At 60.8% G+C, this 17,688-nt stretch carries 16 protein-coding genes; 5 read left to right on the forward strand and 11 right to left on the reverse strand.

Annotated elements, in window-relative coordinates:
* Positions 1-42: 42 nt before the first annotated feature.
* A complete protein-coding gene (locus ACF6ZU_RS11235) occupies positions 43-630 on the forward strand; it encodes a transporter substrate-binding domain-containing protein (RefSeq protein ID WP_392892363.1) in 588 nt (195 codons plus the stop codon).
* Between the two features lie 140 nt (positions 631-770).
* On the opposite strand, the gene ACF6ZU_RS11240 is transcribed toward ACF6ZU_RS11235, so the two are convergent.
* Both ACF6ZU_RS11240 and ACF6ZU_RS11245 read right to left on the reverse strand, forming a co-directional pair.
* Positions 771-1,250: a DUF523 domain-containing protein gene (locus tag ACF6ZU_RS11240; protein WP_392892365.1), complete on the reverse strand. Its 480-nt coding sequence runs from the start codon at positions 1,248-1,250 to the stop codon at positions 771-773.
* A 2-nt stretch (positions 1,251-1,252) separates the two neighbouring features.
* Positions 1,253-1,885 (reverse strand): 2OG-Fe(II) oxygenase, encoded by a 633-nt coding sequence (locus ACF6ZU_RS11245; protein WP_392892367.1) that lies wholly within the window; start codon positions 1,883-1,885, stop codon positions 1,253-1,255.
* 108 nt (positions 1,886-1,993) lie between these two features.
* Here ACF6ZU_RS11245 and ACF6ZU_RS11250 point away from each other — a divergent pair, with 108 nt between their 5' ends.
* A complete protein-coding gene (locus tag ACF6ZU_RS11250) occupies positions 1,994-2,746 on the forward strand; it encodes a DUF2059 domain-containing protein (RefSeq protein ID WP_392892369.1) in 753 nt (250 codons plus the stop codon).
* 120 nt (positions 2,747-2,866) lie between these two features.
* On the opposite strand, the gene ACF6ZU_RS11255 is transcribed toward ACF6ZU_RS11250, so the two are convergent.
* Positions 2,867-3,814, reverse strand: a complete 948-nt coding sequence (locus tag ACF6ZU_RS11255; RefSeq protein ID WP_392892371.1) for an alpha/beta hydrolase — start codon at positions 3,812-3,814, stop codon at positions 2,867-2,869.
* 97 nt (positions 3,815-3,911) lie between these two features.
* On the opposite strand from ACF6ZU_RS11255, the gene ACF6ZU_RS11260 reads away from it, so the two are divergent.
* Both ACF6ZU_RS11260 and ACF6ZU_RS11265 read left to right on the forward strand, forming a co-directional pair.
* Positions 3,912-4,493 carry a DUF6436 domain-containing protein gene (locus ACF6ZU_RS11260; protein WP_392892373.1) on the forward strand — a complete coding sequence of 194 codons (582 nt, stop codon included), beginning with the start codon at positions 3,912-3,914 and terminating at the stop codon, positions 4,491-4,493.
* A 114-nt stretch (positions 4,494-4,607) separates the two neighbouring features.
* Positions 4,608-7,019 carry a penicillin acylase family protein gene (locus tag ACF6ZU_RS11265; protein ID WP_392892375.1) on the forward strand — a complete coding sequence of 804 codons (2,412 nt, stop codon included), beginning with the start codon at positions 4,608-4,610 and terminating at the stop codon, positions 7,017-7,019.
* A gap of 146 nt (positions 7,020-7,165) precedes the next feature.
* Here ACF6ZU_RS11265 and ACF6ZU_RS11270 read toward each other — a convergent pair whose 3' ends face one another.
* Complete coding sequence (locus ACF6ZU_RS11270) at positions 7,166-8,131, reverse strand: GlxA family transcriptional regulator (RefSeq protein WP_392892377.1); 966 nt, start codon at positions 8,129-8,131, stop codon at positions 7,166-7,168.
* Positions 8,132-8,444: 313 nt separating this feature from the next.
* On the opposite strand from ACF6ZU_RS11270, the gene ACF6ZU_RS11275 reads away from it, so the two are divergent.
* Complete coding sequence (locus ACF6ZU_RS11275; protein WP_392892379.1) at positions 8,445-9,086, forward strand: HD domain-containing protein; 642 nt, start codon at positions 8,445-8,447, stop codon at positions 9,084-9,086.
* Between the two features lie 144 nt (positions 9,087-9,230).
* On the opposite strand, the gene ACF6ZU_RS11280 is transcribed toward ACF6ZU_RS11275, so the two are convergent.
* From ACF6ZU_RS11280 to ACF6ZU_RS11310, 7 genes are all read right to left on the reverse strand, one after another.
* Entirely contained in the window at positions 9,231-10,124 is an 894-nt protein-coding gene (locus tag ACF6ZU_RS11280; RefSeq protein WP_010466694.1) for an ABC transporter permease subunit, read from the reverse strand.
* On the reverse strand, positions 10,121-11,002 hold the full coding sequence (locus tag ACF6ZU_RS11285; protein WP_392893779.1) for an ABC transporter permease subunit: 882 nt from the start codon (positions 11,000-11,002) through the stop codon (positions 10,121-10,123). Before ACF6ZU_RS11285 ends, ACF6ZU_RS11280 begins: the two co-directional genes overlap by 4 nt.
* Before the next feature lie 35 nt (positions 11,003-11,037).
* Positions 11,038-12,180, reverse strand: a complete 1,143-nt coding sequence (locus ACF6ZU_RS11290) for an ABC transporter ATP-binding protein (protein WP_392892381.1) — start codon at positions 12,178-12,180, stop codon at positions 11,038-11,040.
* A gap of 73 nt (positions 12,181-12,253) precedes the next feature.
* Complete coding sequence (locus tag ACF6ZU_RS11295) at positions 12,254-13,351, reverse strand: polyamine ABC transporter substrate-binding protein (protein ID WP_392892383.1); 1,098 nt, start codon at positions 13,349-13,351, stop codon at positions 12,254-12,256.
* A 245-nt stretch (positions 13,352-13,596) separates the two neighbouring features.
* Positions 13,597-14,709: a polyamine ABC transporter substrate-binding protein gene (locus ACF6ZU_RS11300; protein ID WP_392892385.1), complete on the reverse strand. Its 1,113-nt coding sequence runs from the start codon at positions 14,707-14,709 to the stop codon at positions 13,597-13,599.
* 169 nt (positions 14,710-14,878) lie between these two features.
* A complete protein-coding gene (locus ACF6ZU_RS11305) occupies positions 14,879-16,243 on the reverse strand; it encodes an aspartate aminotransferase family protein (RefSeq protein WP_392892387.1) in 1,365 nt (454 codons plus the stop codon).
* 62 nt (positions 16,244-16,305) lie between these two features.
* Positions 16,306-17,664, reverse strand: coding sequence for a glutamine synthetase family protein (locus ACF6ZU_RS11310; RefSeq protein ID WP_392892389.1), 1,359 nt, complete (start codon positions 17,662-17,664; stop codon positions 16,306-16,308).
* Positions 17,665-17,688: the final 24 nt, after the last annotated feature.

Consider the following 17,688-nt stretch of genomic DNA (forward strand, 5'->3'; position numbering starts at 1 on the left):
CTGAACCAGCGCATCGCGATAAATGTATTCAAAGGAGTGACCATGCGCTTTTTGCCTGGCCTGATCTGCCTGCTACCCCTTCTGAGCCCTTTGGCTCATGCCGAACTGATTGACGATGTAAACGACCGCGGCGAATTGCGCATTGCCCTTGAGGCTAATACACCGCCCTTCAATTTCAAGGACGACGGCCAACTCACCGGCTTCGAAGTCGAGTTGGGCCAACTGCTGGCCAACGAACTGGATGTGCGGGCCGACTTCGTCGTCACCGATTCCAGCGATCTCCTGACCGGCGTTGAAACCGGCAAGTACGACATCGCCATCAACCACATTACAGAGACCCCGGCGCTCAAGGATCGTTTCGACTTCAGCGAACCTTACATTCAGGCCGATGCGCAATTGATCGCGCAGAAAGAAGAGGAACCGCGCTCCATCCTGCTGGTGCAGTCGCTGACGGCAGAAAAACCGAAAGCCACCGGGAATGTGAACCTGGCGATTCCGTTTCAGAAGGGTAACCCGGCGTTTCACGCCAGCCTGGAGAACGCGTTGCAGCGGATCAAGGCGGATGGGCGGATGGCGGCGCTGGAGAAAAAGTGGTTTGACGCGGATGCAAGCACGCAGCCGAAACCCTGAGCCCACCGACAATCCTATTGACCACCATGATCCCCTGTAGGAGCCGGCTTGCCGGCGATGAGGCCGTCACATTCAAAGGAGATGTTGGTGCGAAGGCCGCTATCGCCGGCAAGCCGGCTCCTACAGGGTTGTGTGAGGCGTCAGATTTGCAGTGCAGCGGCGGCCTCAGCCAGTTCTAGCTCGCTGAATACCTGCACGCCATGGCGCTTGAGCAACGCGGCGGTGACGCCTTCCCCGCTGACCTTCACGCCGCTGAACGTCCCGTCATAGGTCAGCAAGTTACCGCACGACGGGCTATTGGCCTTGAGCACGGCGATGCGGATGTCGTGTTTGCGCACCAGCTCCAGCGCCTGATAGGCCCCTGAAAGAAACTCCGCACTGACATCCTCGCCCTCGGTGGTGATCACCGCCGCCTGCCCGTCCAGCACCTCACCGCCCTGCCCGCCCGGAATCTCCGCCGCTGCCCGTGGCGTCGGCAAACCTCCGGCGACTTCCGGGCACAGTGGCACCACGCGACCTTCGTCGATCCATTGTTGGAGCTGATCGAACGGCCCGCTGGCCCCACCGTCATAACGCACGCGGTGGCCGAGCAGGCAGCGACTTACCAGAATCTTTTGCATGATCAGAACGGCTCGTTGCCACGGCGCCGGAACCAGCCGGTCAACGACAGGCGATCACGGGTCGCGGGCAGGACTTCGTGAGGCACCTCGCCCGAGAGAAACACTACCAGGCATCCGCCGGTCGGTGTCACATCGTATTCAACACCGTCCTTGAGGTACATGCGCAACTGCCCGCCGTGTTCCGGCAGCCACGCATCGTTGAGGTAGACCACCGCCGAAACCATGCGCCGGTCATCATCACGAAAGCGATCCACATGCTTGAGGTAGAACGCACCGGGCGGGTACATCGCGAAGTGGCTTTCGAAATCTTCGAGCCCCAGGAACAGGCTGCGATTCATTGCCTCGCGCAGGCTGTCCATCAACTCCAGGTAGCTGTCGCAGGCCAGCGCCTGGCCCGGCTCGATCCACTGGATATGGTCACCGCGAATGCCCTCGCGAACCTCCGATGACGGTCCACGGCCGACAGCGGCCGGGGCCAGCTCACCCTCTGCGGCACGTTTACGGCACTCAGCCGCCAGTTCCCGGGTCAGACCCAGAGGCAGGAAAATATTCTGCTGCGACCAGCCGCGTTCAGCCAGGTCGTCGACGATACGTAACAGCAGCGGGTGATCAGAGGATATAGGCATGGCGCGCATAGTATTCCTGTGCCCGAAAATCCGACAGAGCCGCGCAGCGGCTTGATACGAATTCTCGACAAGTCGGTATGCCGCACGGAGAATAGTCGCCTGCTGACAGGAGTCCCTATGCGCCGTTTGCTTTTTTCACTGCTGATGTTCTGCGTTTTGCCCGCCTGGGCAGACGGCCACGACCAGTTGTACAAGGTCGCCGGCTGGCCAGAACAACGCGCGCATTTCAATGACGCCCTTTCAGCCGCCCAGCAGCGTTACCAGAACAGCCTGCCGCCGGCGGTGTTTCAGGCACTGGTGAACAACAGCAATCAGCGCTTTGCCCCGCAGGCCGTCGACCAGCGCGCCGAAGCGCAATTGCGCAAGACCCTCGCCGATCCGAAACCGGCCCTGACGTTCTTCCAGTCGCCGCTGGGCAAGAAGATCGTCGCCGCCGAGTTGCTAGCGACCCGTCGCGATCAACTGGCGAAAAACGCCAAAGGCCTGCCCAAGATGGAAGCCAGCGACAGCCGCATGCTGATCATCGGCCACCTGGCCCAGGCCCTGCCCGCGCGCGAGGCCGGCGCCGAAGTCAGCCTGGCGATCGCCGGTGTGGCGGCCGACAGCTTGAGTTCGATGATTCCCGGTTTGCTCGGCGGCGGTCAGGCTCAGGGGCTGTTGAATGGTCAGCGGCAACGCTTGATGGAACAGATCGGTAGCGACCTGAATAACACGCTGCTGTATGTCTATCGCGACCTGTCGGACAACGAGCTTGAGGAGTTTGCTACGTTTGCCGAGTCGGCGGAGGGCAAGGCGTATTACCAGGCGGCGTTGGCGGCGATTCGGGCGGGGTTGGCGGTGGGGCAAAGCCCTTCGAACCTTAGCCAGTAATCTGCGGCGTCGGTTAGATCGCCATCGCCGGCAAGCCGGCTCCTACAGTGGATCGAGTTGTCCGGAAGCACACAGTCAACTGTAGGAGCCAGCTTGCCGGCGATGGGGGCTTAACTGTCGCTACAAATTCCGCCCCTTGATCCGCTTGCTCAAGAACCCGAAATACTCCCCGCGCAACGCCACCGTCTCATTCGCCAGATGATGCCGCGCCTGCGGCAGCATCAACACCTGCGGCCGATCGAACTTGGCCTTCAACACTTCAAGGTTGTGTTGCCAATCCACCGTCATGTCCGCCTGACCCTGCACGATCAACGGACGTCGCGGGCTGCCCGGCGCGGCTTCGATGCGCTTGATCCAGCGCGCCAGCGCCCCGACCCAGGCCGTCGGCAAGCGTAACGGCTGCAACGGATCGGCTTGCAGGAATGGCAGAAAATCCGGGTCGTTGGAGTTTTCGCTGAAACGCCGGGCGATGGCTTTGACGAAAGGCTTGAGCAGGTAATAACTGAGCTGCGACCAGCCCCAGGCTCGCGGCCGCACCAGTGGCGACAGCAGGATCACCTGGCCCTGGGCCGGACTGTTCGCGCCTTCATTGAGTACATGATCGATCACGATGGCGCCGCCGGTACTCTGCCCGCACAGGTGCCAGGGTTGCGGCAGGTCGAGGGATTGCGCCTCGACAAACAGCCCTTGCAGCGTGTGCTGATACTCGGCGAAATCCCGGATGCTCGCCCGCTCGCCGCTGGACAAACCGTGCCCCGGCAAATCACAGGCGATCACCGCGAAGCCTTGATCCAGCGCCCATTCGATCACGTGTCGGTAAAGCCCGGTGTGATCGTAGAAGCCGTGGAACACAAACAACGTCGCCTTCGCCCGCTCCGGCCACCAGAGCTGGCTGACCAGCTCATAACCGTCCACCTCGAAACGCCCCAGGCTTTTGCGCAGTTGCCGTCCCGGAAAGTCCAGGCCGTAGAAGCGCTGGTAGGCCAGCGCTTGCTCAGACAACGGCTGCCACTCGGCCAGAGGCCGCAGGCCGGCACGCAGATGATCGGGGTCGAAAGTGGCGGACATGAATGATTCCAGAGCACGAAGCGGACTTTATAAGCCTGCGATATTCATCTGTCGCGGCAAGCATGGCAAGCTGAGCGACCTTCGAGGATCGACACCCATGCGTTCGCCCTACCGCACCCCACTGCTCGCCTGCCTGCTCGTCCTCGTGTGTGCCGGAGTTTTGTGGGCCGCGTACGACTGGTTCCAGGGACGCTACCTGCGAGCGTTCAGCGAACACACCGCCGTGTTCTCCGGCGACCCGCTGCGCCTGCCCGACGACCACGCCGGCCCCGGCGCCATCCGCCTTGTGCACTTCTGGGACCCGGCCTGCCCGTGCAACGTCGGCAATCAACAACACCTGAGCGAACTGGTCGAGCACTACGTGCCGCAAGGCGTCGAGTTCTATGCCGTACAAAAACCCGGCAGCCACGGCCAGTTGCCCAGCACCTTGAGCAGCCTGAAAACCATCACCGTTCTTCCCGGCTCGGAACAGATTCCTGCCAGCCCCGCCGTGGCGATCTGGGACCGCAGCGGCAAACTGGCCTACTTCGGTCCGTACAGCGAAGGCCTGACCTGCAACTCGAACAACAGCTTTATCGAGCCGATCCTGCAAGCGTTAAACGAAGGCCGCACGGTCAACGCCACGCACACCCTGGCGGTGGGGTGTTACTGCCCGTGGCCCGTCGATACAACGAAGTAGGGACAAACACGGCAACAAGAATCCCTCCTACGGGTGATGGGCCGATGTGGCGGCTCGTGTTAAACAGTGTCGCCAGGGAACTGCTGCCACTCATAACAAGAACAAGGAATCACCATGAAACGTCTCCTGATTGCGCTCGTCCTGCTGATTGTCGTGCTCGCCGCCGGCGCCGGCTGGTACGGTTACAGCAAGCAGCCGACACGCCAGGGCATGGTTGAACTGCAACACCTGCAAGGCTCGGTCACGGTGCGTTACGACGAACGTGGCGTCCCGCACATCCACGCCGAAAACGAAACCGACCTGTACCGCGCCCTCGGCTATGTGCACGCCCAGGACCGGCTGTTCCAGATGGAAGTCCTGCGTCGCCTCGCTCGCGGCGAACTGGCCGAAGTGCTGGGCCCGAAACTGCTCGACACCGACAAGCTGATGCGCAGCCTGCGCATTCGTGAACGCGCTGAAACCTACCTGGCCAACCTCGACAAGCAATCACCCTCGTTCATCGCCATGCAGGCCTATCTCGATGGCATCAACCAGTATCAGGACACCCACGCAAAGCCCGTGGAGTTCGACGTCCTGGGTATCCAGAAGCGCCCGTTCACCGCGCAGGACACCATCAGCATCGCCGGCTACATGGCCTACAGTTTTGCCGCGGCGTTTCGTACCGAACCGCTGCTGACCTACGTGCGTGATCAGTTGGGCGCTGACTACCTGAACGTCTTCGAGCTCGACTGGCAATCCAAAGGCGTGCTGGCGAACAAGCCCAATACTGCCGCGCCATCCCTCGCCAGTGGCGACTGGAAAGACCTCAATGCCCTCGCCCGCCTGAGTGAGCAGGCGCTGGCGGACAACGGCCTGCCGCAGTTTGAGGGCAGTAACGCCTGGGTGGTCTCGGGCAGCCACACCAAAAGCGGCAAGCCGTTGCTGGCGGGCGATCCGCATATCCGCTTCTCCGCGCCGTCGGTGTGGTACGAAGCGCAACTTTCGGCGCCGGGCTTCGAACTCTACGGCCACTATCAGGCCTTGATGCCGTTCGCTTCGCTGGGGATGAACCGTGACTTCGGCTGGAGCATCACCATGTTCCAGAACGACGACCTCGACCTGATCGCCGAAAAGGTCAACCCGGACAATGCCAATCAGGTCTGGTATCGCGGCAAGTGGGTGGACCTGGTGACCAGCGAGCAGCAGATCGCGGTCAAGGGCCAGGCGCCGGTGACATTGACCCTGCGCCAGTCGCCGCACGGGCCGATCGTCAACGATGCGCTGGGCACCGCCGCCGGCAAGACCCCGATCGCCATGTGGTGGGGTTTTCTCGAAAGCCAGAACCCGATCCTCGAAGGTTTCTACCAGCTCAACCGCGCCGACACCCTGGCCAAGGCCCGCAGTGCGGCGGCCAAGGTCCAGGCGCCGGGGCTGAACATTGTCTGGGCGAATGCCAAGGGCGACATCGGCTGGTGGGCGGCGGCGCAATTGCCGAAACGGCCTGCCGGCGTACGACCGTGGTTCATCCTGGACGGCAGCAGCGCCGAAGCGGAAAAGGACGGTTTCTACCCGTTCAGCGCCAACCCACAGGAAGAGAACCCGGCGCGCGGTTACATCGTCTCGGCCAACTTCCAGCCTGTGTCGCCGACCGGCATGGAGATTCCCGGTTACTACAACCTCGCGGATCGTGGCCAGCAGCTCAATCGCCAGCTCGGCGATAAATCCATCAAATGGGACCTGGAGGCTAGTCAAAAACTGCAACTGGGCACCACCACCGCCTACGGCCCTCGACTGCTCGCGCCGTTGTTACCCGTGCTGCGAGAAGTCGTGAGCGATCCGGCCGAACGCCAAATGGTCGAGCAACTAGCCCAGTGGAAAGGCGACTACCCGCTGGATTCCACCAGTGCCACGCTGTTCAACCAGTTCCTGTTCAACCTCGCTGACGCGGCGATGCACGATGAGCTGGGCAACGACTTTTTCGAAACGCTGCTCTCGACCCGGGTGATCGACGCCGCACTGCCGCGCCTGGCGGCGAACGCCGATTCGCCGTGGTGGGACAACCGCAATACGCCTGGCAAGGAAAGCCGCGCCGACACGGTGAAAGCGGCGTGGCAAGCGAGCATCGCGCACCTCAAGACCACGCTGGGCGCGGATTTCGCGCAATGGCAGTGGGGCAAGGCGCACACGCTGACCCACGGTCATCCGTTGGGGCAGCAGAAGCCGCTGGACCGGATCTTCAATGTCGGCCCGTTCGCTGCACCCGGCACCCATGAAGTGCCGAACAACCTGTCGGCCAAGATCGGGCCGGCGCCATGGCCGGTAACTTACGGGCCGTCGACCCGCCGCCTGATCGACTTCGCCGACCCGGCCCACAGCCTGACGGTTAACCCGGTAGGGCAAAGTGGCGTGCCGTTTGACCGGCATTACGAGGATCAGGCGGAGGCGTATGTTGAGGGCGTGTATTTCCAGGCGCACCTCAATGACGAGGAAGTCACGGCGAATACGCGGAGTACGTTGAAGCTGTTGCCGGCGCGGGCTGCGCCCTAGGTTTTTGTCGCTCTTGCGGGTCTCATCCCGAGCAGGCTCGCTCCCACAAGGTTCGGCGGTGTTGCATAGATCGCATTCACAATGGAAATCCCTGTGGGAGCGAGCCTGCTCGCGATGAGGCCCGCAAAGGCAGCACAACTATTGGCTCAAACCATCGCCGCAAAATTCAACCTGAACTGCTGCGGCGTCACCCCGAGCCGGCGATTGAACACACTGCGCATGTGCTGCGCATCGCGAAACCCGCACTGGTACGCCACGGTCTTCAGCGGCGCACTGGTGCTTTCCAGCATCACCCGCGCCGCGTCCACCCTCGCCCGCTCGACAAATTCTGCCGGGGTGATTTTCGCTTCCTTGGCAAACACCCTGGAAAAATTGCGCGCGCTCATGTTGGCCGCGTTGGCCAGGTCGGCGATGGTCAGGTCACCGGTCAGGTTGGCCAGCACATAGTGCTGAACCAGCGCCACCGCCGACGTCGGTTCGGCGTGGGGCACAAGGAACGGGCTGAACTGCGATTGCCCGCCGGAGCGCTGCGTGAACACCACCAATCGCTTGGCCACACTCAGCGCGACTTCCGGCCCGTGATCCCGAGCCAGCAGGTACAGCGACAGATCAATCCCCGCCGTCACCCCCGCCGACGTGAACAGCTCGCCGTCCTGCACGTACAGGCGATCCGCTTCGACCCGAGTCGACGGGCACAGCGCCGCCAACGCCGGTGCGTCGCCCCAGTGTGTGGTCACCGTGCGCCCCTCCAGCAGGCCGGCGCGGGCGAGCATGAATGCGCCGTTGCAGATCGAGCCAAAGCGTTGCGCCAGCGCGCTGGCATCGCGCAGCCAGGCATCGAAGGCCGGGCCGAAATTCATGAATGGCAACTGCGGCCCGCCGGCCACCAGCAACAAGTCGTAGGCCTCCAGCGCTTCGCTGAAGTGCCGGTGAGCATTGAGCGACAAACCGTTGGAGCACGGCATCACCCCGCGCTCGACGCCGATCACTTCCAGCCGATAGTGATCCTGCGGCGCGAGGAAACGATTGGCCTCGGAAAACACATCCATGGGGCCGGTGACGTCCAGGGACTGAACGCCGGCGAACACCACGATGGCAACGGTTTTACTCATGACGTGAATTGCCCTCATTGGCTCTGGATACACCGTCCTCTGTAGGAGCGAGCTTGCTCGCGATGAACGTGAGAGCGCCGCGTTCATCCAGGCAACCCGCGTCATCGTTAACGACCATCGCGAGCAAGCTCGCTCCTACAGGGTGCGCGGTGTACCGATCAAACTTAGCCAATCCGCGCGCAACAAGCGAGGTTGGCGCGATATGCATGCTCATTGGCAAGGATCGCAGCCATGGATCGATTGTCCGGTTTTGGGGGCGGGAACAGACTTGTCCCATCAGCGCCGCCACGGCGTTCCCCACGAGGACAGCACCATGAGCAGCACCATCGCCGGCATCAAAATCCCCGACAGCGCATTGGCCAAGGCCACCACGGAATACATCCGCGACGTCGAATCCGACCTGCTTTACCACCACTCGCGCCGGGTGTTCCTGTTCGGTGCGTTGAGCGGTGAACGCAAGCAACTGACCTACAACCCGGAGCTGTTGTATGTCGGCGCGATGTTCCATGACCTCGGCCTGGTGGAAGGTCATCGCAGCGATAACGAGCGTTTCGAAGTCGACAGCGCCAACGCCGCCAAGGCGTTCCTCAAGCCGTATGGCTTCAGTGACGACGACATCGAGCAGGTGTGGTTGTCGATTGCCCTGCACACCACGCCGAACGTGGTGCATCACTTGCGCCCCAACGTGGCATTGGTGACGGCGGGCGTGGAAATGGATGTGCTGGGGATCGACTACGCGGCTTTTCCCACCGCGCAGCGTGAGGCGGTGGTGCATGCGCATCCACGGGGCGAAGGGTTCAAGGAGTGCATCCTGTGTGCGTTCGCCAATGGCTTCAAGCACAAGCCTGATACCACTTTCGGCACGGTGAATGCGGATGTGCTGGTGGACAGCGAGCCAGGGTTCAAGCCGATGAACTTCGTCGAGATCATCCGCAAGTCCCCCTGGATTGCATAAAACCTTGTAGGAGCCAGCTTGCTGGCGATGGTAGATCAGCCACATTGATGTCGACTGACACACCATCGTCGGAACGCCGCCCGCAGCAAGCTGGCTCCTACAGGGGATTTGGGTTGATCACAGAAATGCGATCAACCCAAAGGCTCAGGCCGCTTCCGGCGCCTGCTGTGCGCGACGCACGTCCGGTTGCTTCCACGAGTCGGCTGCGCTTTCCTCGATGGCTTGCTGGATCGCACGCTTGCGCGCTTCTTCGGCGCGACGGCTGAAGAACCAGACCAGGAACGTCATCAGCGACACCGCCAGGAGGATCAGGCTGGCCACGGCGTTGATCTCAGGCTTCACGCCCAGGCGTACCGCCGAGAACACTTCCATCGGCAAGGTCGTCGACCCCGGGCCCGACACGAAGCTCGCCAGCACCAGGTCGTCCAGCGACAGGGCGAACGACATCATGCCGCCCGCACCCAGCGATGGCGCGATCATCGGGATGGTGATCAGGAAGAACACCTTCCACGGCCGCGCGCCCAGGTCCATGGCCGCCTCTTCGATGGACAGGTCCAGCTCACGCAAGCGCGCCGACACCACCACCGCCACATACGCCGCACAGAACGTCGTGTGGGCGATCCAGATGGTGACGATGCCGCGTTCCTGTGGCCAGCCGATCATCTGCGCCATGGCCACGAACAGCAGCAACAGCGACAGACCGGTGATCACTTCCGGCATCACCAACGGCGCGGTGACCAGGCCACCGAACAGCGTGCGGCCCTTGAAGTGGGTGATGCGGGTCAGGACGAACGCCGCCAATGTCCCCAGCGCCACCGCTGCCACCGCCGTGTAGCAGGCGATTTCCAGCGAACGCACCACCGAGCCCATCAGTTGCGTGTTGTCCATCAAGCCGACGTACCACTTGATCGACCAGCCGCCCCACACCGTCACCAGTTTCGAGGCGTTGAACGAGTAGATCACCAGGATCAGCATTGGCGCGTAGATGAACAGCAGGCCCGCGATCAGCATGAAACTCGAGAAACGGAAGCGCTTCATTCTTTACCCTCCATTTCCTTGGCCTGACTGCGGTTGAACAGAATGATCGGCACAATCAGGATCGCCAGCATCACCACCGCCAGGGCAGACGCCACCGGCCAGTCACGGTTGTTGAAGAACTCTTGCCAGAGCACTTTACCGATCATCAGGGTTTCCGGACCGCCCAGCAGTTCCGGGATCACGAACTCGCCCACCACCGGAATGAACACCAGCATGCAGCCGGCGATGATGCCGTTCTTGGACAGCGGAATGGTGATCTTCCAGAAGCTGTTGAAGGTGCTCGAACCGAGGTCGGACGCGGCCTCCAGCAAGCTGTGGTCGTGCTTCACCAGGTTGGCGTAGAGCGGCAGGATCATGAACGGCAGGTACGAATAAACCACGCCGATGTAAACCGCCAGATTAGTGTTGAGGATCTGCAGCGGCTCGTTGATCCAGCCCATGCTCATCAGGAAACCGTTGAGCAGACCGTTGTTGCTGAGGATGCCCATCCACGCGTAAACGCGGATCAGGATCGCGGTCCAGGTCGGCATCATGATCAGCAGCACCAGCACCGTTTGCAGCTCTTTGCGGGCGCTGGCGATGGCGTAGGCCATCGGGTAGCCGATCACGAGACAGAGGATGGTGCTGATCAGCGCCATCTTCAGCGAGCCTAGGTAGGCGGCGATGTACAACTCGTCGTCACCCAGCATCGCGTAGTTGCCGAGGTTGAGCAGCACCTGCAGCTTCTGATCAACGAAGTTGTAGATCTCGGTGTACGGCGGAATGGCCACGTCGGCTTCGGCGAAGCTGATCTTCAAAACGATGAAGAACGGCAGCATGAAGAACAGGAACAGCCAGATGAACGGAACCCCGATGACCAGTTGGCGGCCACCGGGAATTATTCGATTGAGGCGGCGTTTTAATTTGCGCATGTTCATGAGCGAAGTACCACGCCGCTGTCGTCTTCCCACCACACGTAAACCTGGTCACCCCAGGTCGGACGCGCGCCACGGCGCTCGGCGTTGGCAACGAACGACTGGACGATCTTGCCGCTCGGCAACTCGACGTAGAACACCGAGTGACCGCCAAGGTAGGCGATATCGTGCACCTTGCCGCTGGACCAGTTGTATTCGCACGTTGGCTGGGTCGGTGTCACCAGCAGTTTTTCCGGACGGATCGCGTAAGTCACGGACTTGTCCTGCACCGAGGTGCTGATGCCGTGGCCGACGTAGATCTGGCGATCCAGATCCTTGCAGGTAATGGTCGCGTGACCTTCGGCGTCGTCGATCACTTCACCGTCGAAGATGTTGACGTTGCCGATGAATTCGCAGACCAGGCGGCTGGTCGGGGTTTCGTAGATGTCGATCGGGCTGCCGATCTGGGCGATCCAGCCCAGGTGCATGATCGCGATGCGCTCGGCCATGGTCATGGCCTCTTCCTGGTCGTGGGTCACCATGACGCAGGTTACGCCGACGCGTTCGATGATCTCGACCAGCTCCAGCTGCATTTGCGAACGCAGCTTCTTGTCCAGCGCACCCATCGGTTCGTCGAGCAGCAGCAACTTAGGTCGCTTGGCCAGGGAACGCGCCAGCGCCACACGCTGACGCTGACCGCCGGACAACTGATGCGGCTTGCGCTTGGCGTACTGCGTCATCTGCACCAGCTTGAGCATGTCGGCCACGCGGGCATCGACTTCCGCCGCAGGCAGCTTGTCCTGCTTGAGGCCGAAAGCGATGTTCTGCGCCACGGTCATGTGCGGGAACAGGGCGTACGACTGGAACATCATGTTGATCGGCCGCTCGTACGGCGGCATGTCGGTGATGTCTACGCCGTCGAGGAAAATCCGCCCCTCCGTGGGCCGTTCGAAACCTGCGAGCATGCGCAGCAAAGTGGATTTGCCCGATCCCGAACCGCCGAGCAAGGCGAAGATTTCGCCTTTCTTGATTTCCAGGGACACGTCGTCCACGGCAATCGTCTCGTCGAACTTCTTCGTGACCCGGTCGATTTTGACCAGCACCTGTTTAGGTGACTGGTCGCCCTCGAGGGCTTTCTTATAGGCGCCGGAGGCAACTGCCATTTACGAAACTCCCAAAAAAAAAGAGTGCAGTTCGCTCAAGGTGAGCCAACCTTGGATAGTTTGAGCCTTGAAGCTATTTGCCCGACTTGACCTTGGTCCAGCTGCGGGTCATCAAACGCTGAATGTTGGGTGGCAACTCGACCGACACGTAGGTCTTGTCGAGGACTTCTTGCGGTGGGTAAACCGCTTCGTCGGTGCGAATGGACTGTTCCATCAGTTTGTCCGACCCGGGATTAGGGTTGGCGTAGCCGACGTAATCACTGACCTGGGCGATTACCTCAGGTTTCAGCAAATAGTTGATGAACGCGTGCGCCTCTTTGACGTTGGCCGAATCCTTCGGAATCGCCAGCATGTCGAACCACAGCGCGCCGCCTTCCTTGGGAATCGAATATTCGATGTTCACGCCTTTCTTCGCTTCAGCCGCGCGGTTGCGGGCCTGGAACATGTCGCCGGAGAAGCCGATCGCGATGCAGATGTCGCCGTTGGCCAGATCCGCGATGTACTTGGAGGAATGGAAGTAAGTCACGTAAGGCCGCACCGCGAGCAACTTGGCCTCGGCCTTCTTGTAGTCTTCAGGGTTGGTGCTGTTGGCGTTCAGGCCCATGTAGTTGAGGACCGTCGGCATCATTTCATCAGCGGAGTCGAGGAACGCTACACCGCAACTGTGCAGCTTCTTGATGTTCTCCGGCTCGAATACCGCGGCCCAGGAATCGATCTTGTCGACACCCAGCACGGCCTTGATCTTGTCGACGTTGTAACCGATGCCGTTGGTGCCCCACAGGTACGGCACGGCATACAGGTTACCCGGATCGTTCTGCTCCAGACGTTTGAGCAGTACCGGGTCGAGGTTCTTGTAGTTCGGCAACTGTGACTTGTCGAGCTTCTGGAACGCGCCCGCCTTGATCTGCTTGCCAAGGAAGTGGTTCGACGGTACGACCACGTCGTAGCCGGTACGCCCGGCCAGCAACTTGCCTTCCAGGGTTTCGTTGGAGTCGAACACGTCATAGACCGGCTTGATGCCCGTCGCTTTCTGGAAGTCGGCCAGGGTGGTCTCGCCGATGTAGTCCGACCAGTTATAAATATGCACGGTGCCGGCAGCCTGGACACTGGCGGCTAGCGTCAGTCCAGCGCCGAACAGCATGGCATTGCGCAACAAAGAAGAAATAGGCAAGTGGAGGTCCTCTAAAATTAGTTGGGCCCAAGTTGCCCCGCGTTACATGACAGTCATGGCTGCCCGGCAACAAAACCGGCGCGCAACTTACCCTCGAAAAACCGTTCCAGCAAAACTTTTATACAGATACCTGTAGGAGCGAGCCTGCTCGCGATGGTCGTCAACGATGACGTTGGGGGCCTGACACCCAGCGGTGCTCTCAGGTTCATCGCGAGCAGGCTCGCTCCTACAGGGGTTGTTGCTACTTACTTACCGGATTTGATCTTGGTCCAGCTGCGAGTCAGGATCCGCTGGGTCGCGGCCGGCAAGTCGGCAATCGCGTACAGCTTGGCCAGCACGTCCGCCGGCGGGTAGATGCCCGGGTCTGCAGTGATGTCCTTATCCACCAGCGGCGTGGCAGCCGCGTTACCGTTCGGGAAACGTACGGCGTTGGTGATTTCAGCCATGATTTCCGGCTTCTGCAGGAAGGTCATGAACTTGTAGGCGCCTTCGACGTTTTCGGCATCTTTAGGGATGGCGACCATGTCGTAGAAGCTGCCGGCACCTTCTTTCGGAATGTTGTAGCTGACTTTGACCTTGTCACCGGCTTCAGCCGCGCGGGACTTGGCCTGGTAAATGTCACCCGAGTAACCCACGGCCACGCAGATGTTGCCGTTGGCCAGGTCGGAGATGTACTTGGACGAGTGGAAGTAAGCGATCGAAGGACGGACCTTCATGATCAGCGCTTCGGCCTTGTCGATGTCTTCTTTCTTCTGGCTGTCGGTTGGCAGGCCCAGGTAGTGCAGCGCCACCGGAATCATCTCGGTTGGCGAATCGAGCAGGCTGATACCGCAAGACTTCAACTTGGCGGCGTTTTCAGGCTTGAAGATCAGGTCCCAGGAATCGACTGGAGCATCGGCACCCAGTGCAGCCTTGACCTTCTCGGCGTTGTAGCCGATGCCGATCGAACCCCACATGTACGGGAAGGCGTGTTCGTTGCCCGGGTCGCTGACCGATACCGCCTTGAGCAGGTCGGTGTTCAGGTTTTTCCAGTTAGGCAGTTTGGACTTGTCCAGCTTCTGGTAAACGCCCGCCTTGATCTGCTTGGCCAGGAAGTTGTTCGACGGTACGACGATGTCGTAACCGGACTTGCCTGCCAGCAACTTGGCTTCGAGGGTTTCGTTACTGTCGAAGACGTCGTACACGACTTTGATGCCGGACTCGTCTTCAAACTTCTTGATGGTGTCCGGAGCGATGTAGTCGGACCAGTTATAGACGTGCAACACCTTGTCGTCCGCCTGAACCGCACTCGCCATAATGCCCATCAGGGACATGGCGAGGAGTGTCTTGCCAGCAAGCTTTTTTCCTAATGCCTTCATGCGTAATGCTCCAAATTTTTCTTTTTTGAACCACTTTGTTCAGCGGCCGAACCCGGACAACTGGAACCGCGGCTAGTCTGGCAAGATCCGAGGCGGTCTTTCAAGGAAAGGCCGCCGTTTACGACCGCCCTGAGCGAAAGTTTCATGTCTCCCGCTCAGAGCCTAGCACTTAGCCCTGCAATGCACTGAGGGTGAGGTCCAGGCACTTGCGGGCCTTGGTCACCAGCTCATCGATTTCGGCCTTGGTAATCACCAGCGGCGGCGAAATGATCATGGTGTCGCCCACGGCACGCATGATCAGGCCGTTGTCGAAGCAGAAAGTGCGGCAGATCATGCCGACGCCCTTGCCTTCGTAACGTTTGCGAGTGGCCTTGTCCTGCACCAGTTCGATCGCCCCCAGCAGACCGACCCCGCGCACTTCACCCACCAACGGGTGATCGCTCAGTTCCCGTAGACGCTTTTGCAAATAGGGTGCCGTTTCCGCATGAACGCGCTCGATAATTTTTTCTTCGCGCAGGATGCGGATGTTTTCCAGCGCCACCGCCGCCGCCACCGGGTGACCGGAGTAGGTGAAGCCGTGGTTGAAATCGCCGCCTTCGTTGAGCACTGCGACCACTTCGTCACGCACGATCAGGCCACCCATCGGGATGTAGCCGGACGTCAGGCCTTTGGCGATGGTCATCATGTCGGGCTTGAGGTCGAAATGATCGGTACCGAACCACTCGCCGGTGCGGCCGAAACCACAGATCACTTCGTCCGCCACGAACAGGATGTCGTACTTGGCGAGGATTTCCTTGATGCGCGGCCAGTAGGTGTCTGGCGGAATGATCACGCCGCCGGCACCCTGGATCGGCTCGGCAATGAAGGCGCCGACGTTGTCCACGCCGATTTCCAGAATCTTCTCTTCCAACTGATTGGCTGCCCACACACCGAACTCTTCCGGTGTCATGTCGCCGCCTTCACTGAACCAGTACGGCTGCGCGATGTGGACGATGCCCGGGATCGGCAAGTCGCCCTGTTCGTGCATGTAAGTCATGCCACCCAGGCTCGCGCCGGCCACGGTGGAGCCGTGATAGCCGTTCTTGCGGCTGATGATGACTTTCTTGTTCGGCTGGCCCTTGATCGCCCAATAGTGGCGGACCATACGCAGCATGGTGTCGTTGCCTTCGGAGCCGGAACCGGTGAAGAACACGTGGTTCATGCCTTCCGGCGCGATGTCGGCGATGGCTTTTGCCAGTTCCAGCACCGGCGGGTGAGCGGTCTGGAAGAACAGGTTGTAGTACGGCAGTTCGCGCATCTGTTTGCTGGCGGCATCGGCCAGTTCATCGCGACCGTAGCCGATCGCCACGCACCACAGGCCGGCCATGCCGTCGAGGATCTTGTTGCCTTCGCTGTCCCAGAGGTAAACACCCTTGGCGTTGGTGATGATCCGCGGGCCTTTCTCTTTCAGCTGCTTGAAATCGCTGAACGGGGCCAAGTGGTGATCATTGCTCAGGGCTTGCCATTCACGGGTTTGCGGGTTGTTGCTGGTCATGCGAATTCTCCTAAGATTTCAGTGAAAGGCGCGACAATTTCCAGCGTGTCGCGCCCGGCGCATCAGACGGCGAAAAGCAGGAATTCCCGCTCCCAGGAGCTGATGACGCGCTTGAAGTTTTCATGCTCGGCCCGCTTGACCGCGACGTAGCCAGTGATGAAATTCTTGCCCAGGTACTTCTCGATGGTTGCACTGTTTTCCATGCGTTCCAGCGCATCTTCGATGGTCAGCGGCAGGCGCAGGTTGCGGCGTTCATAGCCACGGCCCACCACCGGAGCACTCGGGTTCAGGCCTTCGACCATGCCGATGTAACCGCAGAGCAGGCTCGCGGCAATCGCCAGGTACGGGTTGGCATCGGCGCCCGGCAGGCGGTTTTCCACCCGACGGTTTTGCGGCCCGGCATCCGGAACCCGCAGGCCCACGGTGCGGTTCTCTTCGCCCCACTCCACGTTCACCGGTGCCGAGGTGTCCGGCAGGAAGCGGCGGAACGAGTTCACGTTCGGCGCGAACAGCGGCAGCAATTCCGGGATGAGCTTCTGCAAGCCACCGATGTGGTGCAGGAACAGCTGGCTCATGGTCCCGTCTTCATTGGAGAAGATGTTCTTGCCGGTCTCGATGTCGACGATGCTCTGGTGCAAGTGCATCGCGCTGCCCGGCTCGCCGGTCATGGGCTTGGCCATGAAGGTCGCCGCCACGTCGTGCTTCAGCGCGGCTTCGCGCATGGTGCGCTTGAACACCAGGATCTGGTCGGCCAGGGACAAGGCATCGCCGTGACGGAAGTTGATTTCCATCTGCGCCGTGCCGTCCTCGTGGATCAGCGTGTCGAGGTCCAGTTCCTGCAGTTCGCACCAGTCATAGACGTCTTCGAACAGCGGATCGAACTCGTTCGCCGCCTCGATGGAGAACGACTGGCGACCGATTTCCGGGCGTCCGGAACGACCGATCGGCGGCTGCAACGGGTAGTCCGGGTCGTCGCTGCGCTTGGTCAGGTAGAACTCCATTTCCGGCGCCACGATCGGCTGCCAGCCCTTGTCGGCATAGAGTTTCAGGACCTTCTTGAGCACGTTGCGCGGCGACAGCTCGATCGGGTTGCCCTGCTTGTCATAGGTGTCGTGGATCACCTGGGCGGTCGGCTCGATGGCCCACGGCACCAGGTACACCGCGTTCTGGTCGGGGCGGCAGATCATGTCGATGTCCGCCGGGTCGAGCAGTTCGTAATAGATGTCGTCTTCGACATAGTCGCCGGTCACGGTCTGCAACAGAACGCTCTCGGGCAGGCGCATGCCTTTTTCGGCGATGAACTTGTTGGTCGGCGAAATCTTGCCCCGGGTAATCCCGGTCAAGTCGGCGATCATGCATTCGACTTCTGTGATCTTGTGGTCTTTCAACCAATCGGTGAGCTGGTCGAGGTTGTGACTCATAAATGCCTCTTAGGCTGAGTTTCC

This window comes from Pseudomonas migulae, from assembly GCF_043225285.1.
GTDB classification, from domain to species: domain Bacteria; phylum Pseudomonadota; class Gammaproteobacteria; order Pseudomonadales; family Pseudomonadaceae; genus Aquipseudomonas; species Aquipseudomonas migulae_C.

Excerpts from the sequence above, each read along its gene's own strand:
- ACF6ZU_RS11235 (WP_392892363.1), top strand. The coding sequence starts at position 43 with ATGCGCTTTTTGCCTGGCCTGATCTGCCTGCTACCCCTTCTGAGCCCT.
- ACF6ZU_RS11240 (WP_392892365.1), bottom strand. The coding sequence starts at position 1,250 with ATGCAAAAGATTCTGGTAAGTCGCTGCCTGCTCGGCCACCGCGTGCGT.
- ACF6ZU_RS11245 (WP_392892367.1), bottom strand. The coding sequence starts at position 1,885 with ATGCGCGCCATGCCTATATCCTCTGATCACCCGCTGCTGTTACGTATC.
- ACF6ZU_RS11250 (WP_392892369.1), top strand. The coding sequence starts at position 1,994 with ATGCGCCGTTTGCTTTTTTCACTGCTGATGTTCTGCGTTTTGCCCGCC.
- ACF6ZU_RS11255 (WP_392892371.1), bottom strand. The coding sequence starts at position 3,814 with ATGTCCGCCACTTTCGACCCCGATCATCTGCGTGCCGGCCTGCGGCCT.
- ACF6ZU_RS11260 (WP_392892373.1), top strand. The coding sequence starts at position 3,912 with ATGCGTTCGCCCTACCGCACCCCACTGCTCGCCTGCCTGCTCGTCCTC.
- ACF6ZU_RS11265 (WP_392892375.1), top strand. The coding sequence starts at position 4,608 with ATGAAACGTCTCCTGATTGCGCTCGTCCTGCTGATTGTCGTGCTCGCC.
- ACF6ZU_RS11270 (WP_392892377.1), bottom strand. The coding sequence starts at position 8,131 with ATGAGTAAAACCGTTGCCATCGTGGTGTTCGCCGGCGTTCAGTCCCTG.
- ACF6ZU_RS11275 (WP_392892379.1), top strand. The coding sequence starts at position 8,445 with ATGAGCAGCACCATCGCCGGCATCAAAATCCCCGACAGCGCATTGGCC.
- ACF6ZU_RS11280 (WP_010466694.1), bottom strand. The coding sequence starts at position 10,124 with ATGAAGCGCTTCCGTTTCTCGAGTTTCATGCTGATCGCGGGCCTGCTG.
- ACF6ZU_RS11290 (WP_392892381.1), bottom strand. The coding sequence starts at position 12,180 with ATGGCAGTTGCCTCCGGCGCCTATAAGAAAGCCCTCGAGGGCGACCAG.
- ACF6ZU_RS11300 (WP_392892385.1), bottom strand. The coding sequence starts at position 14,709 with ATGAAGGCATTAGGAAAAAAGCTTGCTGGCAAGACACTCCTCGCCATG.
- ACF6ZU_RS11305 (WP_392892387.1), bottom strand. The coding sequence starts at position 16,243 with ATGACCAGCAACAACCCGCAAACCCGTGAATGGCAAGCCCTGAGCAAT.
- ACF6ZU_RS11310 (WP_392892389.1), bottom strand. The coding sequence starts at position 17,664 with ATGAGTCACAACCTCGACCAGCTCACCGATTGGTTGAAAGACCACAAG.